The sequence below is a fragment of the Kitasatospora sp. NPDC006697 genome (assembly GCF_042869935.1).
In the GTDB taxonomy this organism is placed as follows: Bacteria; Actinomycetota; Actinomycetes; order Streptomycetales; family Streptomycetaceae; genus Kitasatospora.
In genome coordinates, this window is the sequence record NZ_JBIAGU010000029.1 from 70,442 (window position 1) to 95,125 (window position 24,684).

Here is a 24,684-nt window from a genome sequence, read left to right on the forward strand (position 1 = left end):
GATTTCTGCACATATGGGATGCATGACGATCTCGCTGTGCCGCGATCCCGGCAACACCGAAGGCGATCTCATCGTCCGCTCGCTGGTCCAGGGCCCGCTGACCGGGCCGGGCGGGCCGGTGAGCGCCGGGGAGATCCACTACTTCCCGTTCACCGCGGACCTGCGATGCGGCGACCTCACCACGCCGACGCCGACACCGTCCTCGACGCCGAGCCCGGCGCCCTCCCCGACGCGGAGCCCGAGTTCCGGCCCGAGCCCGAGCGCCGGTACCACCCCGAGCCCGTTCCCGAGCTCCGCGGCATCGCCACATCCCAGCCGCACGCCTGGCCCCGAACTCGCCGCGACCGGCTCCGACGCTCCCCCGCTGCCGCTGCTCACCGCGGCCGGCGCCTTGGGCCCGGTCGGCGCGGTCCTGCTCGGATTCGCCCGCCGCCGGCGCTGAGCTGCAGCCGGCTGAGCCTTCGCCTCCCGAGCTCCAGCCGGCTGAGCCCCCGTCAGCTCGCCAGCACGTCCTCCGGCCGGAACTCCCGCAGGTCCTCCCGCGTCGTCTCCCGCCCCTGTCGCTCCTGGGCGCGCAGGCGGCGGGCCTGCGCGGTCTGGATCGCGGCGAGCAGCTTGCGGACCTCGCGGGCGTTGCCCTGGGCGTAGGCCTCGGCGCGGGCGGCGAGGTGGGCGCGGACGGCGTCCAGCGTGTCGGCCGGGAGGTGGTAGCCGGCCTGTTCGGCGAGGCCGAGCAGGATCTCCACCAGTTCCTCGGGGCCGTACTCGGGGAACTCGACGGTGGAGGAGAACCGCGAGGCCAGTCCGGGGTTGCCGGCCAGGAAGCTGTCCATCTCGGCGGTGTAGCCGGCCGCGATCACCACGACCTCGTCGCGGTGGTCCTCCATCAGCTTCACCAGGGTGTCGATCGCCTCCTGCCCGTAGTCCGCGCCGGAGCCCGAGGCACGGACCAGGGTGTACGCCTCGTCGATGAACAGCACGCCGCCGCGCGCCCGTTCGAAGCAGGCGGCGGTGAGGGTCGCGGTCTGCCCGGTGAAGGTGCCGACCAGGGCGGCCCGGGAGACCTCCACCACCTGCCCGCGGGCCAGCACGCCCAGCGCCGCCAGCAGCGAGCCGTAGAGCCGGGCGACGGTGGTCTTGCCGGTCCCGGGCGGGCCGGCGAAGACCAGGTGGCCGGGGAGCGGGTCGGCCGGCAGGCCGGCCTCACGGCGGCGCCGGGTCATCACGATCAGGTCCATCAGGTCGGTGATCTGCTGCTTGATGCCGGACAGCCCGATCATGCCGGAGAGTTCGGCCAGCACCGCCTCGACCTGGGCGTTGTCCCTGGCGTCGCCGAACCGGGCGCCGAGGCCGCGGTCCCCCACGCCCTCCAGGTCCTCCGGCAGCAGCGACCGCAGCTCCTCGGCCGACGGCATCCGGTCCAACTCGGCCAGCCGCTCGGCCTGTTGCTGTAGCGCGCCCTCGAAGAGCCGGCGGGCCTCCCGGCCGTTGCCGAAGTTCGATCCCCGCCGGGCCTGCCGGAAGTGCCCGGCGAGCGCCTGCCGGGTGCCCTCCGAGAGGGTGAACTCGTACTGGTCGGCGAGCAGTTCGAAGATCCGCACCAGCTCGTCGGGGGTGTAGTCCTCGAACTCGACGGTCCGGGAGATCCGGGACTGCAGACCGGGGTTGGCGTTCAGGAACTCGCGCATCTCGGCCGAGTAGCCGGCGAAGACCACCACCAGCTCGTCCCGGTGGTCCTCCATCAGCTTGACCATGGTGTCGATCGCCTCCTGCCCGAAGTCGGTGCCGACCCCGAAGCGGCGCGACAGGGCGTACGCCTCGTCGACGAAGAGCACGCCGCCGAGCGCCCGTTGGAAGACGGCGGTGGTCTTCTGGGTGGTCTCGCCGAGCACCTTGCCGACCAGGTCGGCCCGGGAGACCTCGGTGACGTGGCCGTCGGCGACCACGCCGAGGTCGGCGAGCAGCCGCCCGAACACCCGTGCCACGGTGGTCTTCCCGGTACCCGGGGAGCCGGCGAAGACCATGTGCCGCCCGATCGCCGGGCCCTGCGGCAGCCCGGCGCGGCGGCGCTGCTCGGCCACCCGGAGGAACTTGACCAGCTTGCCGATCTCCTGCTTCACCTCGGCCAGGCCGACCATGGCGTCGAGTTCGGCCAGCAGCGCCTCCACCGAACCGCCTGCCGGGCCGGCCTCCCGCTGCTTCGGCTCGACCGGTGCAGAGGCCGGGGCGGCTGCCGGGGTCCCCACCGATCCGTCGGTCCTGTCCGGCAGCCGGTTGTCCGCCGACACCAGGCCCTGGACCTCCGCCCGGGCCCCGGCCGCCATCAGCAGCCCGGGCCCGTCGGTCCCGCTGATCTCCACGTCGCGCAGCTGCGCCGACCCGCCGGGGCTGATCACCACGCCCGCGTCGGCGTTCCCGGTCACCCGGGTGCCCGTCATCGTCATCGTGCCGCTGTCGCCGCCGAAGCCGACTCCGACCTTGGCCGCCCGGACGGCGCCCCGCTCCACCACGGTCCGGCCGCCGCCGACCACCAGGCCGATGTCCCCGGCCCCGTCGATCTCGACCCCGGTGAGCGTCATCGCGGCGCCCTCGTCCATCGAGACGCCGTACCGCGCCGAGTTGCGCACGGCGGTGTCCACGGCCGTCAGCACGCCGCCCGTGGTGCACCAGATGCCGTCCACCTTGGCCCCGTCGATCCGCAGTCCGCGCACCTCGGCCTGCGCCTCGTCCCGGACCACCAGCCCGCACAGCACGGTGTCGCGCACCGCCCCGCCGTGCACCGCCGCGCGGGCGTGCTTGCCGACCAGGATGCCGGCCTGCTCGCCGCCGTCCACCTCGCACTGCTCGATCAGCGGGTTGGCCCGCGTGGTGACGAAGATCCCGTGCTCCTTGGAGCCGCTGACCCGGCAGTTGCGCACGCTCACCAGCGAGCCGTCGCGCAGCGCGATGCCGCAGGCCTTGGAGCCGATCACGGCGCAGCCCTCGATCACGCCGCCGGAGTCGGAGTAGGCGATCGCGCCGTCCCGCACCACGCTGCGGCGCAGGAAGAGCTCGGAGCCGTTGCGGGCCCAGACGGCGGTGTTGGACTTGCTGATGAACTCGCAGTCCTCCACCACGGCCGAGCCGCCGACCACGCCGAGCGCCGTGCCGCCGTCGTGCCAGTTGCGCAGCACCAGGCCCTGCAGGGTGGTGCGGCCCTCGATCTGCAGGTTGTACTCGCCGGAGCAGTCGATCACCGCCGAGCCGCGCCCGCCCGGTGCGGTGATCGTCGCCGTGCCCCAGAACCGGTAGGACTCGGTGCGGTAGTGCCCGGGGGCGACCACGATGTTCGCGTGGGTCCCGGCGGGCACCACCTTCAGCGCGTCGATCAGGGTGCGGTAGGCCCGCGGCTCGGTCAACGACACCAGCAGATTGAACACGAGCCCCCGCTTTCCCACCCACCTGACGTTCCGGGACATGATCGCACGCCGCCTAACGGCTGGTCAGCCCGGTGGCGTGTCAGTCCGCGCCGCTCCGGGGCGGCCTGGTGGCGGTCGCCGCCCAGGCCGCGGCGCTGCGGCCGACCAGGTCGGCGAGGCCCGCGGCCAGGTCGGCGGTTCCGGTCGAGCCGTCGATCCGGGGCAGCGCGGTCCGGAAGTGCAGCCCGCCGCGGCTCAGTCCGCGCCCCGGCGCCTTGGCCGGCACGGAGAGCGCCGCCGCGGCGTCCACCTGCGACTCGGCCGCCTCGGCCAGCCGCAGTTCGGTGCGGTTGCACAGCAACTCCCGCAGGCCGGGCCGCAGGTGCGCGTACCGGGTCGCGGCGATCACCAGGTGCACGCCGTAGCCGAGGCCGCGCCGGGCGATCTCCTCGATCAGCGGCTCCAGTTCGGGGTGCTCCTGCTGGAAGCCCAGCCAGCCGTCGATCACCAGGAAGTGGTCGCCGGACCGCTCGCCGGGCAGTTGGCCGGCGGCGCGGCGGGCGCGGAAGTCCCGGATGCCGTCGATGGCTCGGGTCCGGAACGCCTCCGCCCGGCGGTCGAGCAGCGCGTGCACCTCGCTGACGGTGCGTCGGACCTGCTCGGCGTCGGTGCGGGCGGCCACCGCGCCGACGTGCGGGAGTCCGCGCAGTGCGGCCAGCCCGCCGCCGTCGAAGTCCAGCAGCCCGAACCGGGTCTCGGCGGGGGTGTGGGTGAGCGCGAACGCCGTGGTCAGGGTGCGCAGCAGGGTGGTCTTGCCGGAGCCGGGCGCGCCGACCACCAGGGCGTGGCCGCCGGGGCCGGCGAAGTCCAGCCACATCTCCTCCTGGCGCTGGCCGCGCGGGTCGTCCATCAGGGCGACCGGCACCGCGAGCGCGCCCGGCCCGTTCCAGCCCAGCGGGGCCAGGCCGCGCTCCGGGGTGGCGCTGAGCGGTCCGAGCAGTCCGTCCAGGGAGCTGGTGGTCAGCGGCGGCAGCGGGATCCGGCGGGCCGCCGGGCGGTGGCCGCTCAGCCGGGCGGCGACCAGGTCCAGCACGGTGCGCTCCGGTGCGGCCCGGTCGGGCGCGCCGGCGTGGGCGGCCTGGAACCGGACCGGCAGCGCCGAGCCGACCCGCAGGTAGCCGCTGCCCGGCTCGCCGCGCAGGTCGTAGGCGTCGGGTGTGCCGATCACGGCGCGGGAGCCGGCGGGGGTACGGGTGCGCAGGGCGATCCGGTAGGCCACCAGGTGGTCCAGCTCGCGCAGTGCGCCGGCGGCCATCCGCCGGGCGGTGAGCAGCAGGCGGACTCCGAGTGCCGGGCCGGTCCTGGCGATCCGTTCGAAGGCGGCGCGCATCTCGGGCCGGGCGGCGAGCAGTTCGCCGACCTCGTCGGCGGCCACCAGCAGCACCGGAAGCGGCGGCAGGGTGGGCTGCTGCTCGCGGCGCCGCTGGTAGTCGGTGTGCGAGCGCAGGTTCCCGGCCTCCCGCAACAGCTGCTGGCGTCGGTCGAGTTCGCCGTCGATCGCCTCGCGGAACCGCTCCAGCTTGCGCAGTTGCCCGGGCAGGCCGCTCAGCAGGCCGACCACGTGCGGCAGTCCGGCGACCGGCAGGAAGGTGTCGCCGCCGGTGAAGTCGGCCAGCACGAAGGTGATCTCTTCGGGCGAGTGGGTGAGCGCGAGGGCCGCCACCAGGGTCAGCAACAGCTCCGACTTTCCGGAGCCCTCGGCGCCCACGCAGAGGCCGGTGCCGCCGAGCGCGGCCTCCCGGAGGTCGAGCCGGACCGGCTCCCCGCTCCCGGTGGTCCCGATCGGCACCCGTAACCGGTCGGCGGGCGGACCGGGTTGCCAGGGCTCCCGCGGCTGCGGGCCGCGCAGCAGTTCCTCGGCGCCGAGCAGTTCGGCGAAGTCCGGTGCGGTGGCGGGTCCGGCGCCGAACGGGCCGGACTCGGGCCGGAACAGCGCCAGCCGGCGGGCCAGCGCCTCGGCCTGCTCGGCCTCCAGCCGGTCGGCCCGGCCGCTGCGGCTGAAGTCGCCGGAGTGCAGCCGCAGTCCGCCGTCCCGGACGGTCAGCCGCAGGCCGGGCGGGACGGGTGCGGGGGTGCGCGGGGCGATCTCCAGCAAAGTGACGTCGTTGAGTCCGCCGTGCCAGGGCCCGGCCGGGTCCTCGGGCGGCGCGGCGCCGTCGGCGACCACCAGCAGCTGGCGCCGGCCGCGGTCCGCCGGGGTGCTGCGGTCGAACTCGCGGCGGTCGGCGAGTTCGCCGGCCAGCCGGCGCTCCAGGGCGTCGAAGTCGGGGAGGATCAGGGCCGGTCCACCGCCGGCCGGCGGACTGGTGTGCGGCAGCCACTCGGCCCAGGTCCAACTCCACTGCTGCGGGGCGACCACGGCCAGCAGCATCTCGGACGGCGAGTGGTGGGTGGCCAGTTGGGCCAGCAGGGCACGGACCAGTCCGCGGGCCTCGGCCGGATCGCCGTCGACGGTGATCCTGGGGTAGGCGCGCAGCGAGAGCGAGATCGGAAGCCCGTCCAACTCGTCGTGCTCGGCGGCCAGTCGGCGCAGGTCGCGGAGGCAGCGGCGGTCCAGCGCGCCCACCCGGTCGGCCAGCAGCTGCGGCAGCACCAGCCGGGCCCTGGGCCGCTGCCGCCCGGTGCCGATCCGCAGGCAGCCGAAGTCCTCGTCGGTGCGGGCGCGCTCCCACAGCCGGTGCTCGGCCACCAGCGACCAGAGCTGGTCCGGGGCCGGGTGGAGGAAGAGCGCGGCGGACCGCTGCAGCTCTTCGCTCTGACTCAACCGCCTTTCGGCGATGGCCAGATGGCGCCGGTACTCGCGCCGCTCGGCACGGCTGCGGCGGAGCTGGTGGACGGCGGCGGCCAGCGAGAGCAGCAGGGCGGCCGCCCCCGTCAGCCGCAGCCCGGGCGGTGCGCCGGGTGCGAGGGCCAGGCCGGCCGAGCCGAGGGCGCCGAGCAGCGTGAGACCTCGCAGGACCGCGGCGCGGAGCGTGACCCTGGGCCGTGGTGGCGGCTGCTCCAGCTGGATCTCGGCCGCCGGCACCACTCTCGGCCTCGTCCGTCCGGTCCCTCTGATCGTCGTCACACCCACCTGCGCGACCCCCTCGCCACTCTGGGCTACCTGGTTGCCGCAGATCGTAGCGTCAACGCGCGTGGACAGCGCAAGACCGCTCGGTTTCGTCACACAGGCGCACACGGGCGCACCCCCAGCGGCCGGGTACTTCCCGGAGAGTAGTCGCGTCCGCCCCCGCCGTGGGACGCCAGGACGGGCCGGACGGAGTGTGCTGGTGACGACACGTCAGCTGAACATTCGGGAGCCCGTACACCATGACCAGAATCCCTGGAGGCCCGCGGATCGGCGCGCCGCTCTTCGTCGCCGGGTTCATCGCGAGCCTGGTGGCCGGTGCCGCCCTGGCCCGGAACACGCTCTTCCTCCCGGCCGCGGACGCCGCGCAGCTCCGGCTCTACTACTCCACCAGCGGAACGGCCGTCTGGGTCTCCGCGCTGCTCCAACTGGCAGCCGCCACGGGCCTGCTGATGTTCGCCGACAGCGCCGACCGCCGGGCGCGCCCGGCCGGCCGGCTGGCGGCGGCGGCCTTCGCCGGGGCCGCCGTCCTCTCGGTCACGCTGGCCGCCGTGGCCTCCTCGGCCGGGGACGGCACCCTGCTGCTGCTCGCCCGGCTCACCCTCGCGCTGGGCGGTCCCGTGCACCTGGCCGGTCTGGCCGGCCTGCTCTGGTTCGGCTCCCGGGCGGCACTCGCCGACGACCGGAGCCCGCGCTGGACCGCCCGGTTCGGCACGGTCGCCGCACCGCTGCTGCTGGTCCCGCTGCTCTCGCTCGCCATCCCGGCGGTCACCCGGGTGGAACCGCTCTGGCGCCTGCTCGCCGCCGTCCGGCTGCTCGCGGCCGCCCGCCGGCCGACCACGGCGGCCGACCGATGACCCGCCCCGCACGCCGCTTCCGGCTCAGCCGCCGGGGCCGCCAACTCGCGCTCATCGCCCACCTGGTGACCTCGCTCGCCTGGCTCGGCGAGGACCTGGTGCTGCTGGTCCTGGGTGTCGCGGCCGCGGCCGACCCGGCCGACCGGCATGCCCGCTACCTCGACATCCGGCTGCTGCTCGACACCCTGCTGCTGCCGCTGGGCCTGTCCGCGATCCTCAGCGGCCTGGTCCTCACCTACGGCGGCCACTGGGGTCTGCTGAAGCACCGCTGGGTGGGCGCGAAGTTCCTGCTCAGCGCCGCCTCGGTGCTGCTCGCCGTCCTGGCCCTGCTCCCCCGCGCGGACCAGGCCGCCACCGACAGCGCCCGGCCCGGCAGCCCGGCCGACACCGCCCTCCTCGCCACCCTCTGGGCCCCGGGCTGGACCCTGGTGATCGCCCCCTGCGTCGCGCTGGTGCTCTACCTGCTCGCGACCGTGCTGAGCGTGGTCAAACCGGGCCGCGGGCGCCGGGCCACGGGGTAGCCCGGACGGGGACGGCCCGAAGCCGCGCCAGTAGCGGCTCCGGGCCGTGCCCGGTTGTCGGCTCGCGCTACCGCGCCAGCAGCTCCCGGATCCGGTCCACCACGAACTGCGGGTTCTCCTCCAGCACCCAGTGGTTGGCGCCCGGCACCACCGCCGGCGTGACGTTGGTGGCGACGTTCCCCAGGTCGTCGGCGACCGCCGCGCCCATGCTGTTCTGACCGCCGAGGCCGAGCACCGGCATGGTCAGCAGGTTGTCGTCCAGCAGCTTCTGGACGTCGCGCTCGCCGGTGTCCTGCTGGCGGAAGAAGTCGAACCCGGAGCGGGTCGCGCCGGGGCGGCTGTAGGCGGCGATGTAGGCCTGCTGGCTCTTGGCGCTCGGGGCGCCGCCCGGGGCCGAGCCGTTGTAGACCGAGCCGTAGAAGGTCTTCTCCCGGCCGGCCACCAGCTGCTCCGGCACGCCGGGCTTCTGGCCGTTGATGAAGGAGTCCCACCAGAGGAAGTTCGGCTTGTCGGCCACCAGTTGCAGGTACCAGGTGGTCGGCGGGGCCTCCAGGATCGCCAGGTGGCCCACCTCCGTGCGGTACTTCGCCGCGTAGGCCAGCGCGACACCGCCGCCCACGTCATGGCCGGCCACCGAGATCTGCTGGCCGCCGAAGCCCAGCTGCTCCACCACCGCGTGCACGTCCGCGGCGATGGTCAGCGCCGTGTAGGTGCCCTGGGCGTCGCTGTCCGAGGCCTGCGAGCGGCCCAGGCCGCGCAGGTCGACGGCGATCACGGTGTGGTCCTTGGTGAACGCGGGCGCCACCTCGCCCCAGGCCTGCAGGGTCTCCGGCCAGCCGTGCAGCAGCACCAGCGCCGGGCCGTGCCCCGCCACCGCGTAGTGGATCCGCAGGCCGTCGCTCGGCGCGTAGCCGTCCTTGAAGCCCGCCAGCCCGCCGGGCGGGGTGGCGGCGGCCTCGGCGGCGCCGCCGGAGGCGGTGAGGACCGTCGCCGCCGTGAGCGCCGCGGCGGCCACGGCCACCGGCCAACGGCGCTGATGCTTCGTCATGTCCCGTGCCGTTCGCATGATTTCCCCCACAAGATCGTTCTGCTCCGGCTTGCATCGTAGGCAGACGGGTGGGGCGGGCGTGGCAGGTGGGTCCTCCGAATGGCGTGAAACCGCGAGCCGGTTGGCGCGATAGCGCCCCTCAGCGCCAGGTGTAGGTGCGCTCCGTGACCGGCTCCAGCTCGCACCGTCCGGCGGGCGCGTCCGGCCCCACCAGCGCGGAGAGCGCGGGACCGATCGGCGGGAAGAGCGGCAGAGTAGCAGCGCGCCGGTAGGGAATCCACTCGATCCGCCCGAGGTCGCGGGTGCCGTCGGGCAGCAGGTCGTACTCCTCGCTCGCCAGCATGGCACGCACCGCGGGTGTGACGTGCAGCCGGTAGTGCAGGTGCAGCTTGCGCGGCGGCGGGGTCGGCCCGGGGCGCGGCACCATCGCGTCCTGCACCCAGATCAACTCCGGCTCCAGGCACACGACCTGATCGGCCGCCAGCCCCAACTCCTCGTCCAGCTCCCGCCAGAGCGCCGCGCGCAGGTCCTCCCCCGGCTCCACGTTGCCGCCGATCGTGCTGTAGAAGTCCCCGTCCGGCCGGGACCGCCGCAGCAGTGCCAGCTCCTCCCCGCAGAACACCAGCGCGCCGACCCTGATCCTCACCGCCTCGAACGCCCGCATCAGCTCCCCCTCCGGTAGCGCCGTACCAGGTACCGGAGGTACGCCTCCGGACTCGGGTGCGCCGCGTCCTGCACGCCCTGGCGGTACAGCGTGAGGTGCCCGCCGGTGTGCAGGCGCACGGTGGTGGTGGAGCGGCGTCCGGCCGCGCGGCGCTGCTCGGCGCGCAGTTCGGGCGGCTCGGCCAGGTGCAGCACCGGCGTCGCGGGATGGAAGGCGGCCAGCGCCTCCTCGGTGTCGGCCACCGGCGGCCGGCCGGTCAGGTTGGCGCTGCTGGCGTAGAGCACCGGGAACTCCTCCAGCAGCGGGTCGAGCGGCTGCCAGCGGCCGCCGAAGACCAGCGCCCAGCCGTCCAGCGTCGCGGGCGCCAGCCAGCCGGTGGCCGCCCGAACCGGCACCAGCACGGTCAGCAGCTCGTCCACCAGCAGCCGTTCCAGCAGGTCGAGTTCGGCCGCGCCCAGGGCCAGCGCCGGGGCCAGCGCGGCGCGGCCGTCGGGCCCGTGCGCCCAGAACGCCACGGACTGCGCGGCGGGCCGGCGCTTCGCCGTGTTGACGGCGCGCGGATCGGTGCCGACCACGCCGTAGGGCAGCGGCCAGGGGTGCGGCAGCACGATCGCCCGCCCCGCCGCCAGCGCCTCGCGCGCCCCCTCCAGCCCGATCGCGTCCGGCAGTTCGCCGCTCACCGGACCCGCTCCCCGAGCACCGCCGTCAGCCCCTCCAGGTAGCCGGCGAAGTCGGCCTCCTCGACCACCGCCGTCCCGCACCGGTAGGCCCGGCTCTTCACCCAGGCGGTGGCCGCCCGCAGCTGGTCCCCGGTCAGCTTGTGCCCCAGCCGCTCGGCGACCGCGCCGACCACCCGGGTGCTGGCCAACTGGCTGAGCACCACGGTCGGTTCGATGCCCAGCACGGCCCGCGGGTCGAACGGCTGGAACAGCTCGGGCGCCACGAACGGCGTGCCGGTGGAGAGCGTCCCGACCCCGGTACCGACGATCGGGGTGGTGACGCCGAGCAGCGCGCCGGTGTGCTCGGCGACCAACCGGGCGAAGAGCGGCAGCAGCGTCAGGTCGGGCGCGGTGTGCCAGGCGGGGCCGCCGATCAGCTCCTCGCCGTGCCGGGTGAGCAGGAAGAGCAGTTGCTCGGTGGCGGCCATGCCGGAGCGCTCGGCGATCCCGAGCCAGGAGCCGGCCGCCACCCGCACGCCGGCCCGCAGCGCGGCGAGGGTGTTGGCCAGGCCGAGCCCGAGGTCGTCGTGCAGGTGGGCGCCGAGCACCACCGGCTCGCCGGCCAGCCGGGCGGTGACCTCGGCGAAGAGCTCGGCGGTCCGCTCGGGCAGCAGCATCCCGACGGTGTCGGCGAGCAGCACCGTCCCGGCCCCGGCGGCGGTCAGCCGGGCGGCCGCCTCGGCGAGCGCGCCGGGTTCGGTGCGCGAGGCGTCGGCCAGGCAGACGTCCAGTGCCACCCCGCCCTCCCAGCCGCGGGCCTCTTCGATCAGCGCGGCGGCCTCGCGCAGCGCCTCGCCGGGCTCGCGGTGCAGCATCACCCCGGCCATCGCGGCGGAGGCGGGCAGCACCAGCATCACCCGGGAGTGCGCCCCGCCGCGCACGGCCGCGTGGGCCTGCCGCAGGTCGGCGGGGATCGCCCGGCAGACGGCGGCCACGCTGACCGCCTCGCCCGCCTCCAGCGCCACCCGCCGGACCGCCTCGCGCTCCTCCGCGCAGACGGCGGGGAAGCCGGCGGCGAAGACCACCTGCCGGGGGCCGTCGGCGCCGAAGGCCCGCCCCTGCTCCCGAGCCAGCCAGACCCGGAATTCGGCGGACATCAGCGTCCGGGCCTGGGCACCGTCCCGTGCGGCCTCCTCCCAGAGCACCATCCGCCCGGCCCGCGCCGTCTCCCGCACCACGTCCTGCGGCACTGCTGCCCCCTCGGTCCACGCCCGTCACCAGCGGTCCGATCCAAACCGATGCCGCGCCGCTCCCGTGTTCCGAGCGACTCCGCCTCACTCGTTCGAGTGATGACTCGTCAGTTCGGGCCCGCCGGGGTCACTCCTGAGCGCTCGGGCCCAGCTCCGAGACGACCAGCAGCAGTTCGCGGAACTCGGCTCGCCGCTCGGGCGCCAGCCCGGTCAGCAGCCGCTCCTCGGCGCGGTCGGCGGCCTCCAGCACCCGGCCGAGCAGCCGACGGCCGGCCTCGGTGAGCTCGACGGCGTGCGCGCGGCGGTCGGTCGGGTGCGGGCGGCGGCGGACCAGGCCGCGCGCCTCCAGCTGGTCCAGCTGGCGGACCATCGCGGACTTGTCCATGCCGACCACGTCCATCAACTGCCGCTGGGTGAGCGACCCGAGGTGCCCGAGGTTGATGATCAGCCCGGCGGGGGCGTTCTCCAGCCCGAGCGGGCGCAGCTCCTCGGCGAAGATCCGGGCGGCGCGCAGGTGGGCGTGGCGCAGGGCCAGTCCCACGGGTGGGGGCGGCTGGTTCGACTTCATAAGGGCAGTATAGGATCTCGGCAAGATAGTCTCACCTGAGACAATCTCGATGGGGACCTGATTCTCTCCTTCACGGGGGTCGCAATGTCGCACAACCCTGCCCCGCCGCGCTGGCCGCTGATCGCCCTGCGGGTGTTCGCCGCGCTCTCCGCACTCCTCGCCCTGATCCAGCCGTTCCTGGCGGGCGGCTTCCTGCAGGGGTACTACCCGCTGCTCGACGCACACCTGATGGCCGCGATGATCCTGGCCACCGCCGTCCTGCTGGCGGCCGTCTCCGCCGTGCTGGCCTGGCGGCTGTCCGGCAGTCCGGCCAACCTGGCCATCCAGTACGGCATCCTGCTGCTCTGCTGCGTCGCCCAGATCAGCCTGGGCTTCAGCCGGGTGCTGCTGCTCCACATACCGCTGGGCGTCGGCATCTTCGTGATGGCGGAGAAGTTCGTCGCCGACGTGTTCAGGACCAGGTCCGCCCCCGCCGCCGCGGGTCCGGCCGAGCCCGCCGCAGTCCCGGCCGAGCCCGCCGCCGCACCGGCGGTGGCCGAATGAACGGCGGCCTGAGCCGGCGTCAACTGCTGGGCGGCGGCGCGGCGGTGCTCGGCGTCGGGCTGGCCGTCGGCGGCCCGCCACTGCTCGCCGGGCTGATACCGGGCGGCCAGCCCGGCCTGCTGCTGGCCAGCAAGGTGCCGCTGCCGGCCCGCTACCAAGTCGAGCTGCCGATCCCGCAGGTGCTCCAGCCGGTCCGCACCGACGCCGGCGCCGACTACTACGAGATCACCGCCCGCAAGGGCGCCGTCCGGATCGTGCCCGGTCACGACACCGAAGTCTGGGGCTACCAGGGCCTCTTCCCCGGTCCCACCATCGAATCCCGCTCCGGCCGCCGCACCGTGGTCACCCACCGCAACGAGCTGGACCACCCGACCGCCGTCCACCTGCACGGCGGGCACACCCCGCACGACAGCGACGGCTATCCGCTGGACCTGATCGGCCCGCCCGGCGGCACCGCGGGCGGGCCGATGGCCGGCATGCCGGGGATGTCAGGGATGTCGGGGATGCCCGGCATGGGCGGCGCCACCTACCAGCCGCAGCGCGACTACACGTACCCGATGAACCAGCGCGCCGCGACCCTCTGGTACCACGACCACACCATGGGCTTCACCGGCCCGCAGGTCTACCGCGGCCTGGCCGGCTTCCACCTGGTGCGGGACGACGAGGAGGCCTCGCTCGGCCTGCCCAGCGGGCGGCGCGAGCTGCCGCTGATGATCGCCGACCGGGCCTTCGAGGCCGACGGCTCCTTCGCCTACCCGGCGCTGGACCCCGCCCAGGGCCGCACCGGCGTGCGGTCCGCGTACATGAACGGCGTGCTCGGCGACGTCATCCTGGTCAACGGCGCGCCCTGGCCGGTGGCCGAGGTGGACCGGGCGCGCTACCGGCTGCGCCTGCTGAACGCCTCCAACGCGCGCCGCTACCGCCTGGCGCTGGACCCGCAGCCGCCCGGCGGCGGGGGCCTGCTGCAGATCGGCTCGGACGGCGGCCTGCTGGAGCAGCCGCTGGCGCACGATTCGATCGACGTCGCCCCGGCCGAGCGCTTCGACGTGGTGGTGGACTTCTCCCGCTACCCCGCCGGCACCAGGGTGCGGCTGGTCAACCAGCTGGGCAGCGGCCCGACGGCGGAGGTCATGCGGTTCGACATCGGCAGCGCCGCCGTGTCCGACGACTCCCGGGTGCCGGCCAAGCTCTCCACCATCGAGCGGCTGGACCCGGCGAAGGCGGTGAACACCCGCACCTTCGTCTTCCAGAAGTCGGAGCACACCTGGACCATCAACGGGGAGGAGTACCGGCCCGGCCACGCGCTGGCCGCGCCCAAGCTCGGCCAGATCGAGGTCTGGCGGTTCGTCACCGACGTCCACCACCCGGTCCACCTGCACCTGGACCCGTTCCAGGTGGTGCACCGCGACGGCGCGGCTCCCGGGCCGTTCGACACGGGCTGGAAGGACACCGTGGACGTGCTCCCCGCCGAGGGCGTGGAGGTCGCCGTCCGGTTCACCGACTACGCCGGCGCCTTCCTGCTGCACTGCCACAACCTGGAGCACGAGGACATGGCCATGATGGCCGAGTTCACCACCGAATGACCCGCCGGCCGGGTCCCCGTGCCCGTTCGGGCGGGGACCCCGGCCGGCTGCCCGGGCGCTCCTCGACCCCGCCTCGCAGGCCCTTGGGGGCCGTCCCCCGGAAACATCTCCGCCACACAGCTGAGATCAACGATCTCTTGCCCTCCCCGCCCCGGTCCTGCGATCGTTCGTAGCAGGCCGGAACCGTGGGGTGAGCAGCACTCCGCGGTTCCGGTGTGCTGTCTACCCACCCTCGGAGGACGATCTCGCGTGCCGGACATCGCCGTACTGACCAGAGCCGCCGACCCGATCTCGCAGGCCGGGCTGCAGAGCTTCCTGCGCTCGGCGCCCGGGTTGCGGCTGGTCGAGCGGCCGCCCGCCGGGCAGCGCTGCGCGGCGGTGCTGCTCTGCGAGGAGGTCGGCGACGACGTGCTGGGGCAGGTTCGGGAGCTGACCGCCGATCCGGAGGTGCGGGTGGTGCTGGTGGTCGGGCGGCTGCCCGAGTCCGAGCTGCTGCGGGTGGTGGGCTGCGGAATCGCCTCGATCCTGTGGCGCCACGAGGTGACCCCGTCCCGGCTGGTCAGCGCCGTGTTCGGGGCGCACGGCGGCCGGGCCCGGGTGCCGGCCGACCTGCTCGCCCAGCTGCTGGACCAGGTGGGCCGGGCGCAGCGCGCGGGCACCGGCCCCGGCGGCACGCTGGGCCCGGCCGTCGTCGGCCACCCGCTGAACGACCGCGAGGCCGACGTGCTGCGGCTGATCGCGGACGGCCTGGACACCGGCGAGATCGCCGCCCGGGTCGGCTACTCGGAGCGCTGGGTGAAGAACGTGCTGCACGGCCTGACCACCCGACTGCACCTGCGCAACCGCTCGCACGCCGTCGCCTACGCGCTCCGCCAGGGCCTGCTCTAGGCGGAATCGGCGGCCTGCCGGAACGCGTCGTGCACCGCGCGGGCCTGCGGCAGCGGCTCCGGGCCGACCACCTGCACCACGGCGGGCCCGCTGGCCGGCACCTCACGGCAGCTCAGCGTCAACACCGGTATCCCGCCCGTGAGTTCCACCAGTTCCTCGCCGCCGAGCGGATACCCCACCCGGCCGATGCCGGACCAGAGGACCGCGCCCGCGCACATCGCGCACGGCTCGGTGCTGGTGCCGAACGGGTGGTTGCCCGCCTCCCGGGCGGAGCGGGCGAGTTCGACGGCGGCCGGCAGCAGGGTGCGGTCGGCCTCGGTGTGGTGGTCGACGGTGGTCATCCGGACACTCCTCGATCGGGATCCGGCGGCACCCGACCAGGAACACCACCGCCTCGTGGCCGGGCTGTGACGCTCCCCGCCCTTTCCCCTCCCGGCCGCTGCTGCGAGTATTCCCACAGTGACGGCATGACATGACGACCAGTCAGCCCGGGGGTGGGCGTGGACGCGTTGCGGGCGGGTGATCCTGCGGTGGTCGGCGGCCGGTACCGGCTGCTCGGGCGGCTCGGCAGCGGCGGCACGGGTGCGGTGTTCTTGGGCCGTTCGCCGGGCGGGCGGCTGGTCGCCGTCCGGTGCGTGCACCGGGACCTCGCCGCCGAGCCGGGGTTCCGGCTGCGGTTGGCCCGGGACCTGGCGGCCGCCCGCGCGGTCGGCGGGCACCACACCGCACGGCTGGTGGACGCCGACCCCGAGGCCGAACACCCGTGGCTGGTCACCGCGTTCATCCCCGGCCCGGCGCTCGCCGATGCGGTGCGCTGGTACGGGCCGCTGCCGGAGGCCGCGTTGCGGGTGCTCGGCGCGGGGCTGGCCGAGGCGCTGGTGGCGATCCACGGCGCCGGGCTGGTGCACGGCGGCCTGAGGCCCACCAAGGTGCTGCTCGCCGGGGACGGCCCGCGGGTAGTCGACTTCGGCCTCGCCTCGAACGCCGGTCGGGGCACCGCCGCGTTCTTCTCCCCGGAGCAGCTGGCGGGTGCCGAACCCGGCCCCGCCTGCGATGTGTTCGCCCTCGGCCTGGTGGTCTGCCACGCGGCCGGCTGCGCGCCCTTCGGCACCGGCGGCCCCCTGCCGCACCTCGGCTCCGAGCCCAAGTTCTACGGGCTGCCCATGGCGCTGCGCCCGCTGGTCCGCGGCTGCCTGACCCGGGAGCCGGCCGAACGGCCCACGCCCGCCCAGCTGGTGGAACTCTTCGAACCGGCGCCCCAGGGCCCCGGCGGCTCCTGGCTGCCCGCCGAGCTGCACGCCCTGGCCGAGCCGGTGGTGCCGGAGGCCGCCGACGAGCTCGGCCCCGCCGGACCAACCCGACTGCCCGGCCCCCGGCTGCGCCGGGCCTGGGCGGCCGGGCTGACGGCACTGGTCCTGCTGACGGCGGCGATCGGCGTGCCGACCTATGTGCTCGCCACCGGCCACATCGTCGAGCCGGAGACCAACTGGCCCGCGCTGCCCAGCTGCACGGCCGCCGACCGCCCCGCCGCCGACGGCGATCCCGGCCCGGACAGCCCGACCGGCCACCCGGCCACCGTCCCGGCCGGCACCCCGCACGCACCCGCGCTGAGCTCGCCGCCGGACCGGGCGAGCGCGGAGCTGGGCACACCGACCGTGCTGAGCTGGGGCGGTGGCGGCTCCTACTCCCGCGTGATGACCCGGCTCGACGGCGGCGACTGGAGCTACTCGGACTGGCTGACCGGCACCAGCTGCGCCTTCCGGCCGACCGGTACCGGCCTCTACCAGTGGGCGGTGACCAGCGCGGACGCCACCACCCTTACCCTGACGAGCGGTTGGAGCGCGGATCGGTACCTCGTCGTCCGCCCGACCGGCTCCACCGCTGCCGACCCGGAGGCCGGCGCACCGGACGCGCCGCGGCCGGTCGCACCCGCCGACCAGACCGAGGTACCGGTCGGCGAGCCGGTGGCACTGAGCTGGACCGCCGACGGCTCGCGGTCCAGCGTCGCCGTGCTCTCCCCGGACGGCCGGTGGACCAACTCCCCCTGGACGCCCGGGACCAGCTACTCCTTCACCCCCGCCACGGCCGGCGTCTATGTCTGGACCGTCGCCACCGAGGCGGATGGCGGCTCGAGCAGCGGGGTGAGCGAGCAGCGCCTGCTGATCGCCCGGTGACGCGGCTCAGTTGGGGAGGCTGAAGTCCCCGCCGACCGGCGCGGCGAGCTTGTCCACCCCGGTCAGCGCGGTGAGCGTGGTCACCGGCGAACTGCTGTCCGTGGTGGTGCCGTTGCCCAGCTGGCCGGAGCCGTCGTCCGCGGCTGGACGATCGGACGGTGCTGAACGGGATCGTGTGGAAGTTCCGGACCAGGGTGGCCTGGCGTGACGTGCCCCGAGGTACGGCTCCTGGGCCACCCTGCACACGCGTTTCCGACGCTGGGCTGGGAATGGAACCTTCGACCTGATGCTGCAGGCCGCGTAGGCCAAGGCGGACTCGGCCGGCGACATCGACTGGCTCGTGTCGGCCGACTCCACGATCGTCCGCGCGTCCCGATCACGTCCTTGGAGACAAGGGCTACAGCTCGAAGGCGATCCGCGACTGGCTGCGGCGTCGTGGGATCGGGCACACCATCCCAGAGCGGGCCGACCAGGTCGCCAACCGACGACGGCGGGGACGACTCGGCGGCCGCCCAGTGGCCTTTGACCGCCGCCTCTACAAGCAGCGCAACGTGGCCGAACGGACCTTCAACCGGCTGAAGCAATGGCGTGGCACAGCAACCCGCTACGACAGAACAGCCGAGTCCTATCGGGCGGCCGTCACGCTGGCCGCTCTTCTCCTGTGGGCCTGACTCCCGAGAGCGTCGCCTGCGAGGTCATGCACACGCGGTTACGAGTCCAAGGCATTACGGAGCAGGTGGCCCCAGCCCCTTGCCTGGATCTCGGCGAGGGTTGCCGGGCGCGTGAGCATGTCGGCCGTGAGGAAGCCGGGCTCTCGTTCTCCCTTGCCCGGAGGTGCCCACCGGCCGGCCATGCACTCTTCGCACTCCAGCAGCATGCGATCGCTCTCGATGTCGACGCAGAGGACTACCAGTCCGTTCGAGCAGGTCCAGCACTCAATGCGGCTTGCTAGCGACTCGGTCATGCGTCTCCTTCGCCTGCCGTGGGTGACCGATTCTAGCGATCCGCTGGTCAGAAGCCCGGGGTCGTGTCGGCGAGGCCTCTCTACGCAAGATCACTTTGACGACACTGCCTAGCAGCACCACGGTGTGCTCGCGGCCGACCAACGGCCTGTCACCGTCGAAGGCCTGCGCCGTCGGCAGCGGCGGCGGCCCGGTGGCGCTGTCGGCGCTGCTCGGCGCGGCGAGGGTATTGCTGGAACGGTCACCGGGTGGCGGTAGGCCATTCGATGCGAGGACCACGCCTGCGTCAGCCGGGCTGGAAGAAGGCGAGCAGCTGCCGGGCCGCGTCCGGGGCCCGGAGCATGTCGTGCATCCGGGCGGACCTGTGGGCGACGGCGGTGGTGCGCTCGGCCATCTCGCGTTCGTACTCCGCGACGGCGGCCGGGAGGTCGTCCGGGCGGGCGGCCAGCGCCCTGCCGAGCGAGGCGCCGTCGAGCAGCGCCTGGTTGGCGCCCTCGCCGACCGGCGGCATCAGGTGCGCGGCGTCGCCGAGCAGGGTGATGCCGGGAGTTGACGGCCAGCGCAGGCCGGCCGGGAGCGCGGTGATCGAGCGCGGCACGATCCGGTCGCCGGCGGCCGTGATCAGCGCGGTGATCCGGGGGTGCCAGCCGGGCAGCAGCTCGATCAGCCGGGCCCGGGCGGCGGCCGGGTCCTTGAAGGGGATGGCGCTGATGGCGAACCAGTCCTCGGGGGTGTCGAAGAAGCTGATGCCGATCCGCACCCGGCCGTCGCCGTTGCGCTGGGCCGCGAAGGAGATCCGGTCGCCGAGCACCCAGTAGGTGCCGCGTCCGACCATCGCGGCGAGCTCGGGGTGGGTGCGGTCGATGTCGGGGATCTCGAGTTCGACGACGTTCTTGCCGATGGGGGCGGGGCGGGCGTCGGTGACCAGTGCGCGGGTCCGCGAGTTCGCGCCGTCCGCGCCGACCAGCAGGTCGTAGGGCGCGCTGTCGCCGTCGGCGAAGTGCAGGCGGCCGTCGGCGACGTGGGTGAAGGCACGGCCCCAGCGCACCGTGCCGTCGGGGAGCGAGTCCAGCAGCAGGTCGCGCAGGTCGGCGCGGTCGACCTCGGGGCGGGCCGGCGGGGCGTCCTCGGGGGTGTCCTCCTGGAGCAGCAGGGTGCCGTCGGGTTCGAGCAGGCGCATGTCCTGGCCCTCGCCGCGGGCGATCGTGAGGAAGCCGTCGAACAGGCCGGCCTCGCGCAGCGCCGACTGGCCGGAGTGGATGTCGAGCATGCCGCCCTGGCCGCGCGCCTCGCGGGAGGCCTCCCGCTCGTGGACCACGGCCTCGATGCCGTGCAGGTGCAGCACCCGGGCGAGGGCCAGGCCGCCCAGGCCCGCTCCCACGATCGCGATGGCTGGGGCGTGGGCGTGGGCGTTGGTCATGGCTGCCGCCTCTCGGTACGTCGTATCGTCCGATACACCGTATCGGACCATACGGTGTATCGGAACAGCCGCCGTATCGGTGCAGCCGCTGTACCCCCCGATGCGCTGTATCGTCAGCGCCATGTTGGTGTGGGAGCGGCCGGAGCCGCAGAATCGGCCCGCGCCGGCCGCGCTGAGCCGGGACCGGATCGTGCGGGCGGCGATCGAGCTGGCCGACGCGGACGGCCTTGACGCCGTGTCACTGCGCAAGGTGGCCGATGCGCTGGGCGTCGGTCCGATGCGGCTCTACGGCTACCTCGCCGGCAAGGAGGAACTGCTCGACCTGATGGTCGACGCCGCCTACGCCGAGATCCGGCCGACCGGCGACGGCTGGCGGGAGGTGCTCCGGTCGCTCGCCGAGACCACCCGCCAGGTCGCCCACCGGCACGAATGGCTCGCCGACCTGCTGGGCGGCCGGCCCCAGCTCGGCCCGAACGCGCTGGCCACCGGCGAGGCCGTGGTGGCCGCGCTCGGCGAGGTCGACGTCGACTCCGTGATGCCGATGGTCGCCGCCGTCAAGGCGTACGTGATCGGCGTGGTCCGCCGGGAGATCGCCGAACGGCGGGCCGAGCGCGCCACCGGGCTGGACGAGCAGGGCTGGCAGTCCGCCCTCGGCCCCTACCTGCAGCGCACCTTCGCCAGCGGCCGCCTCCCGGCGATGGCGAAGGTGGTCCACGACGCCGTCCACCTGGACGCCGACCAGACCTTCCGGATCGGCCTGGACTTCATGCTCGACGGCATCGAGCGCCAGATCTGGGGCCGCTGACCCCGCCCGGCCGGCTCAGCCCTCCGCGGCAGCCGCGGCAGCCTCCGCGAGCAGCGCGGCGAGCTCGCGCGGCCGGGTGAACATCGGCCAGTGGCCCGAGTCGATGTCGACATACCCGACCCGCCGGGCCCGGGCGAGCTCCGGCCCCGCCCCGCCGGCCACCCACTCCTCGGCCTGGGCGGGGCTGAACTCCGGGCAGACCACCACGACCGGGACCTCGAAGCGGCGCTCGTCGCCCAGCCGGACCACGCCCCTGGCCACCGCCTCCGGCACCGGCAGGGCAGCGGCGGCGATCCGGTCCCTGGCCGCCTGGTCCAGGTCGGCGGCGTCCGGCCCCTCGAACGGGCCCCAGCCGGGGAACGGCATCACGCCGTCCTCGATCGGGAAGAACGCGGCGTACTCGTTCCCGTTCCCGCCCGGGAAGCCGCCGATCAGCACCACCGCGGCCACCCGCTCCGGCCGGGCGTCGGCCGCCAGCCAGGCCAGCGTGGTCGCGGCGGAGTGCCCCACCACGACGCAGCGGCCTGGTGCGGCGTCAACGGCGCCGACCACGGCGGCCAGTTGGTCCTCCAGCGTCGCGTCCGCGGCGCCGTCGCCCTGGCCGGGCAGGGTGAGCGGCACGCCGCGGTGGCCCCGGGCGGCGAGTTCGGGCACCACCGCGTCCCAGGCGGAGCCGCCGAGCCAGAGCCCGGCGATGAGCAGGATGTCCACGGTGGTTCTCCCGGTGCGAGGTGCGCAACTGACGTTCGCACGCTACCGGGAGCCACCGACGATCCGGGTAAGGCCTTCCGCGGCACCGCCGCGTCATGTCCCGGGAGGCGGGCGCCGACCGGTTGCGCCGTGAGGGCGCCGCCGCCGTGTACGAGGTGCCGGGCCGCCGGGAGGGCGTCACCCCCGCCGAGGCCGCCGAACGCTTCCTCTTCGGCTGAGGGGCACACCCGGCCGAGGGCCGCCCGACTGCGGGCCTCCCGGCCAAGGGCCACCCGACTGCACGTCAGCCGACTGCGCGTCAGCCCACGATCAGGCGCAACCCCAGCTCCGCCGCGTCGAGTCCGGCGAGCTCCCCGTTGCGCTCCGCCCACCGGCCCGACTCCAGGTCGGCGCGCAGCTCGCCCACCACCCGCTGCTCGACCGCCGCCCCGAGCCTGGTCCAGACCGAGACCGCCCGGCGCACCGGCTCCGCCAAGTAGGCCTCGGGCCGCCGCCAGTAGGCCTCGAAGAAGCCGTCGGCGCAGTCCCAGGGCACCGGCACCGGCTCGGCCCGGCCCCCGATCGCCCGGCTCATCTCCGCCAACGAGGGCCGCCCCTCCAGCAGTCCGGCGAACTCGGGCAGGTAGTCCCGGGTGAGCCAGAACCGCTCCAGCCAGCCGGGAGAGCTCGCGTCGTAGGTGAAGACCACCACCCGCTTGGCCACCCGCCGCAGTTCGCGCAGCCCGGCGAGCGGGTCCTGCCAATGGTGCACCGTGCTGAACGCCATCGCGGCGTCGAAGGACTGGTCCTCGAAGGGCAGTTCCTCCGCCCGGGCGTCGATGCACGGCGCGGCGCCGGCCGGGCGCTGGGCCCGCATCACCGCCGAGGGCTCCACGGCGGTCACCTCCCGGTCGGCGGGCTCGTAGGAGCCGGTGCCCGCACCGACGTTGAGCACCGTCCGGGCGTCCCCCAGGGCCGCCAGGACCCGGGCGGCGATCCGCGGCTCGGTGCGCCTGGTCGCCGGGTAGGCCGATCCGATCTGCTCGTACAACTGCGCGCCGAACACCTTCAGTTGCTCCTCCGGCGTGGTCCTGATCCCCATTGCCCGTGCCTCCAGTTCCCGGTCGATGGCTACCACCATGGCGGCGGCACGGTCCCGCTGGTCGACCAGCAGTCCGCGCAGCCGGTGGAGTCGCGCGACCGCGTCGGTGTCCGGGTCGTCCACGAGATCGGCGATCTCGCGCAACCCGAACCCGAGCCGCCGGAAGGCCAGGACCTCCCGCAACCGCTCCACGTCGGCCGGGGCGTACGCCCGGTACCCGACCGCCGTCCGCGCGGACGGCCGGACCAGGCCGATCTCGTCATAGTGATGCAGCGTGCGGACGCTGATGTCGGCCAGTTCGGCCACGCGCCCCACGGTCAGATGCTCTTCCACGCCGCTGACTATGCCGCCTCACGCCGCGTGAGGGTCAAGCACGGTCGGCGAGCGGCCGGCGGGTGCGTCAGAACAGCCGGCCCTCCGCCGGCTCCAGCGCGCCCTCCAGCCCGAGCAGCATCCGCTTGCGCGGCAGGCCGCCGCCGTAGCCGGTGAGCGAGCCGTCGGCGCCGACCACCCGGTGGCAGGGGATGATCACGCCGATCGGGTTCTTGCCGTTCGCCAGCCCGACCGCGCGCGAGGCACCGGGCGCGTCGAGCGCGAGCGCCAGCTCGCCGTAGCTGCGGGTCTCGCCGTACGGGATCGCGCGCAGCTGCGCCCAGACCCGCAGCTGGAACGGCGTGCCCTGCGGGGCCAGCGGCAGCTCGAACTCGTGCAGCTCGCCCGCGAAGTAGGCCGCCAGCTGCTCGGCGGCGCGGCCGAAGACGGGGTCGCTGCCGTCCGGCGGGCCGAAGGTCTCCTGGCCCGGCCGGTGCCGCTGGTCCACCATGTAGAGGCCGACCAGCGCCCCCTCCGCCGCGACCAGGGTCAACGGGCCGCAGGGGCTGTCGATCACGGTGTGGACCCGTGCTGCGGTGCTCATGGTCGTCGCGCTCCGTTCCTCGCTGCTCTCCTCCCCAGCATGATCGCCGGACGGCGGGCAGGCCAGCGGGATTCGGACATCCACACCCGTGGCGGCTGTCAGACTGGGCGCATGCAGACTGGGCGCATGAGGATCAGCAGTCATGGACAGGCGTGTGTGCGGATCGAGGCCGGCGGCCGGATCCTGGTGATCGACCCGGGCGTGTTCTCCGAGGCCGGGGCGCTGGACGGGGTCGACGAGGTGCTGGTGACCCATGAGCACCCGGACCACCTGGACCTGGCGAAGCTGCTCGCCGCCCGGGCCGCCAACCCCGCGCTGCGGGTGCACCTGCCGGCGGCGGCCGCCGCGCAGGCGGGCGAGCTGGGCGAGGCGCTCGCCGTCGTGGTGCCCGGCGAGCGGGTGACCGCCGCCGGGTTCACGGTGGACGTGGTCGGCGGTCTGCACGCCGAGATCTACCAGGGCCTCCCCGGCTGCGCCAACGTCGGCTACCTGCTCGAGGAGCGGCTGTACCACCCGGGCGACTCCTTCTTCGTGCCCGAGCAGCCGGTGGAGACGGCCCTGGTGCCGGCCGCGGGCCCGTGGTTCAAGCTGGCCGAGGCGCTGGACTTCCTCCGGGCGATCGGTCCGGCCCGGGCCTTCCCGATCCACGACGCCGCGCTCAACGAGCTCGGCCGGGACTACTTCGACGGCTGGGTCGAGGAGTTCGGCGGCACCTCCTACACCCGTCTCAAGGGCGGCGAGTCGGCCGACGTCTGATCGTCTGCCGCACCATCAGGCGATCCGCCCGCCGCCGTCCACGAAGAGCGTGCTGCCGGTGGTGTAGCCGTTGCCGGCCAGGAAGAGCACGGCCTGCGCGATGTCCTCGGCGTGGCCGACCCGTTGCACGGGCAGCCGGTCGGCCGCGGCCTGGTACATCCGGTCGCGGTCCTCGGCGGCCATGCCGTCCCAGTGCGGGGTGGCCAACAGACCGGGCGAGACGGCGTTGACCCGCAACGGCGCGTACTCCAGGGCGAGTCCGCGCACCAGGGCCTCGATCGCCGCGTTGATCGCGCTCTGCAGTGCGGAGGCCCGGGTGGGCCGCCGGGAGAGGTAGCCGGCGATCAGGGTGAGCGAGCCGGCCGGGCTGATCGAGCCGCCGAGGCCGCGGGCGATCCGGTAGGAGCCCCAGAACTTGCTGTCCATCGCGGAGTAGGCGTCGGCCAGCGGGAGGGTGTCCACCCGGCCGGTCGGGGTGCGGGCCGCGCTGACCACCACGTGGTCGAACTTGCCGGCGGCGGCCGCGAACCGCTCCACCTGCTCGTCGGAGCGGATGTCCAGCTCCAGGCCGGTCACCGGGCCCGGCAGTCCGGCGAGTTCGGCGGCCGCCGCCTCCAGCCGGTCCCGGCTGCGCGAGGCGAGCACGGTCTCGGCACCGCGGGCCGCGAACTCCCGGGCGGCGGCCAGGCCGACGCCCGAGCTGCCGCCGACCACCAGCACCCGCCGGTCCGTGTAGGCGTTCTCCGGTCCCAT

General features: G+C 74.6%; 24 protein-coding genes and 1 pseudogene. 12 read left to right on the forward strand and 13 right to left on the reverse strand.

Annotated elements, in window-relative coordinates:
* The first annotated feature begins 22 nt into the window (after positions 1–22).
* Complete coding sequence (locus ACFYNO_RS31320; protein ID WP_388020266.1) at positions 23–442, forward strand: hypothetical protein; 420 nt, start codon at positions 23–25, stop codon at positions 440–442.
* Positions 443–494: 52 nt separating this feature from the next.
* Here the strand turns inward: ACFYNO_RS31320 and ACFYNO_RS31325 are convergent, their stop codons facing one another.
* Both ACFYNO_RS31325 and eccCa read right to left on the reverse strand, forming a co-directional pair.
* Positions 495–3,404 (reverse strand): AAA family ATPase, encoded by a 2,910-nt coding sequence (locus ACFYNO_RS31325; RefSeq protein ID WP_388020269.1) that lies wholly within the window; start codon positions 3,402–3,404, stop codon positions 495–497.
* A gap of 94 nt (positions 3,405–3,498) precedes the next feature.
* Positions 3,499–6,483: a type VII secretion protein EccCa gene (gene eccCa, locus ACFYNO_RS31330; protein ID WP_388020272.1), complete on the reverse strand. Its 2,985-nt coding sequence runs from the start codon at positions 6,481–6,483 to the stop codon at positions 3,499–3,501.
* Positions 6,484–6,767: 284 nt separating this feature from the next.
* On the opposite strand from eccCa, the gene ACFYNO_RS31335 reads away from it, so the two are divergent.
* Positions 6,768–7,382, forward strand: a complete 615-nt coding sequence (locus ACFYNO_RS31335; RefSeq protein WP_388020275.1) for a hypothetical protein — start codon at positions 6,768–6,770, stop codon at positions 7,380–7,382.
* On the forward strand, positions 7,379–7,903 hold the full coding sequence (locus ACFYNO_RS31340; RefSeq protein ID WP_388020278.1) for a DUF2269 domain-containing protein: 525 nt from the start codon (positions 7,379–7,381) through the stop codon (positions 7,901–7,903). The genes ACFYNO_RS31335 and ACFYNO_RS31340 overlap by 4 nt, the downstream gene beginning before the upstream one ends.
* Positions 7,904–7,970: 67 nt before the next feature.
* Here the strand turns inward: ACFYNO_RS31340 and ACFYNO_RS31345 are convergent, their stop codons facing one another.
* The 5 genes from ACFYNO_RS31345 to ACFYNO_RS31365 form a co-directional block, all read right to left on the reverse strand.
* A complete protein-coding gene (locus tag ACFYNO_RS31345) occupies positions 7,971–8,951 on the reverse strand; it encodes an alpha/beta fold hydrolase (protein WP_388020281.1) in 981 nt (326 codons plus the stop codon).
* 139 nt (positions 8,952–9,090) lie between these two features.
* Positions 9,091–9,615 (reverse strand): NUDIX hydrolase, encoded by a 525-nt coding sequence (locus tag ACFYNO_RS31350; protein ID WP_388020284.1) that lies wholly within the window; start codon positions 9,613–9,615, stop codon positions 9,091–9,093.
* Positions 9,615–10,295, reverse strand: coding sequence for a hypothetical protein (locus ACFYNO_RS31355; protein WP_388020287.1), 681 nt, complete (start codon positions 10,293–10,295; stop codon positions 9,615–9,617). The genes ACFYNO_RS31350 and ACFYNO_RS31355 overlap by 1 nt, the downstream gene beginning before the upstream one ends.
* Positions 10,292–11,524 carry a 2-isopropylmalate synthase gene (locus ACFYNO_RS31360; protein WP_388020290.1) on the reverse strand — a complete coding sequence of 411 codons (1,233 nt, stop codon included), beginning with the start codon at positions 11,522–11,524 and terminating at the stop codon, positions 10,292–10,294. Before ACFYNO_RS31360 ends, ACFYNO_RS31355 begins: the two co-directional genes overlap by 4 nt.
* A 127-nt stretch (positions 11,525–11,651) precedes the next feature.
* On the reverse strand, positions 11,652–12,092 hold the full coding sequence (locus ACFYNO_RS31365; protein WP_388020293.1) for a MarR family winged helix-turn-helix transcriptional regulator: 441 nt from the start codon (positions 12,090–12,092) through the stop codon (positions 11,652–11,654).
* Positions 12,093–12,176: 84 nt separating this feature from the next.
* On the opposite strand from ACFYNO_RS31365, the gene ACFYNO_RS31370 reads away from it, so the two are divergent.
* The 3 genes from ACFYNO_RS31370 (at position 12,177) to ACFYNO_RS31380 (ending at position 15,106) form a co-directional block, all read left to right on the forward strand.
* Entirely contained in the window at positions 12,177–12,635 is a 459-nt protein-coding gene (locus tag ACFYNO_RS31370; RefSeq protein WP_388020296.1) for a hypothetical protein, read from the forward strand.
* On the forward strand, positions 12,632–14,218 hold the full coding sequence (locus tag ACFYNO_RS31375) for a multicopper oxidase family protein (protein WP_388020299.1): 1,587 nt from the start codon (positions 12,632–12,634) through the stop codon (positions 14,216–14,218). Before ACFYNO_RS31370 ends, ACFYNO_RS31375 begins: the two co-directional genes overlap by 4 nt.
* 249 nt (positions 14,219–14,467) lie before the next feature.
* On the forward strand, positions 14,468–15,106 hold the full coding sequence (locus tag ACFYNO_RS31380) for a LuxR C-terminal-related transcriptional regulator (protein ID WP_388020302.1): 639 nt from the start codon (positions 14,468–14,470) through the stop codon (positions 15,104–15,106).
* Here ACFYNO_RS31380 and ACFYNO_RS31385 read toward each other — a convergent pair.
* Positions 15,103–15,447 carry a hypothetical protein gene (locus ACFYNO_RS31385; RefSeq protein WP_388020305.1) on the reverse strand — a complete coding sequence of 115 codons (345 nt, stop codon included), beginning with the start codon at positions 15,445–15,447 and terminating at the stop codon, positions 15,103–15,105. The two genes, ACFYNO_RS31380 and ACFYNO_RS31385, sit on opposite strands and share 4 nt — an antisense overlap.
* Before the next feature lie 159 nt (positions 15,448–15,606).
* On the opposite strand from ACFYNO_RS31385, the gene ACFYNO_RS31390 reads away from it, so the two are divergent.
* From ACFYNO_RS31390 to ACFYNO_RS31400, 3 genes and pseudogenes are all read left to right on the forward strand, one after another.
* Positions 15,607–17,280, forward strand: a complete 1,674-nt coding sequence (locus ACFYNO_RS31390; RefSeq protein WP_388020308.1) for a hypothetical protein — start codon at positions 15,607–15,609, stop codon at positions 17,278–17,280.
* A gap of 173 nt (positions 17,281–17,453) precedes the next feature.
* On the forward strand, positions 17,454–17,567 hold the full coding sequence (locus ACFYNO_RS31395; protein WP_388020419.1) for a hypothetical protein: 114 nt from the start codon (positions 17,454–17,456) through the stop codon (positions 17,565–17,567).
* A 77-nt stretch (positions 17,568–17,644) separates the two neighbouring features.
* A pseudogene (locus ACFYNO_RS31400) lies at positions 17,645–17,951 on the forward strand (transposase); the annotation flags it as partial.
* Positions 17,952–18,528: 577 nt separating this feature from the next.
* On the opposite strand, the gene ACFYNO_RS31405 reads toward ACFYNO_RS31400, so the two are convergent.
* Positions 18,529–19,662 carry an FAD-dependent oxidoreductase gene (locus tag ACFYNO_RS31405; RefSeq protein ID WP_388020311.1) on the reverse strand — a complete coding sequence of 378 codons (1,134 nt, stop codon included), beginning with the start codon at positions 19,660–19,662 and terminating at the stop codon, positions 18,529–18,531.
* 121 nt (positions 19,663–19,783) lie between these two features.
* Between ACFYNO_RS31405 and ACFYNO_RS31410 the strand changes: the two genes are divergently transcribed.
* The gene (locus ACFYNO_RS31410) at positions 19,784–20,467 is read left to right on the forward strand and encodes a TetR/AcrR family transcriptional regulator (RefSeq protein WP_388020314.1); all 684 of its coding nucleotides are present in this window, start codon (positions 19,784–19,786) and stop codon (positions 20,465–20,467) included.
* Between the two features lie 15 nt (positions 20,468–20,482).
* On the opposite strand, the gene ACFYNO_RS31415 is transcribed toward ACFYNO_RS31410, so the two are convergent.
* Positions 20,483–21,178, reverse strand: coding sequence for an alpha/beta fold hydrolase (locus ACFYNO_RS31415; RefSeq protein WP_388020317.1), 696 nt, complete (start codon positions 21,176–21,178; stop codon positions 20,483–20,485).
* A 95-nt stretch (positions 21,179–21,273) separates the two neighbouring features.
* Here ACFYNO_RS31415 and ACFYNO_RS31420 point away from each other — a divergent pair, with 95 nt between their 5' ends.
* The gene (locus tag ACFYNO_RS31420; protein ID WP_388020320.1) at positions 21,274–21,396 is read left to right on the forward strand and encodes a hypothetical protein; all 123 of its coding nucleotides are present in this window, start codon (positions 21,274–21,276) and stop codon (positions 21,394–21,396) included.
* Positions 21,397–21,476: 80 nt separating this feature from the next.
* Here the strand turns inward: ACFYNO_RS31420 and ACFYNO_RS31425 are convergent, their stop codons facing one another.
* Positions 21,477–22,592 (reverse strand): methyltransferase domain-containing protein, encoded by a 1,116-nt coding sequence (locus ACFYNO_RS31425; protein WP_388020323.1) that lies wholly within the window; start codon positions 22,590–22,592, stop codon positions 21,477–21,479.
* 67 nt (positions 22,593–22,659) lie between these two features.
* Positions 22,660–23,175 (reverse strand): methylated-DNA--[protein]-cysteine S-methyltransferase, encoded by a 516-nt coding sequence (locus ACFYNO_RS31430; protein WP_388020326.1) that lies wholly within the window; start codon positions 23,173–23,175, stop codon positions 22,660–22,662.
* Between the two features lie 126 nt (positions 23,176–23,301).
* Between ACFYNO_RS31430 and ACFYNO_RS31435 the strand changes: the two genes are divergently transcribed.
* Positions 23,302–23,931 (forward strand): MBL fold metallo-hydrolase, encoded by a 630-nt coding sequence (locus ACFYNO_RS31435; protein WP_388020329.1) that lies wholly within the window; start codon positions 23,302–23,304, stop codon positions 23,929–23,931.
* 15 nt (positions 23,932–23,946) lie between these two features.
* Here ACFYNO_RS31435 and ACFYNO_RS31440 read toward each other — a convergent pair whose 3' ends face one another.
* Complete coding sequence (locus tag ACFYNO_RS31440) at positions 23,947–24,684, reverse strand: SDR family oxidoreductase (protein WP_388020332.1); 738 nt, start codon at positions 24,682–24,684, stop codon at positions 23,947–23,949.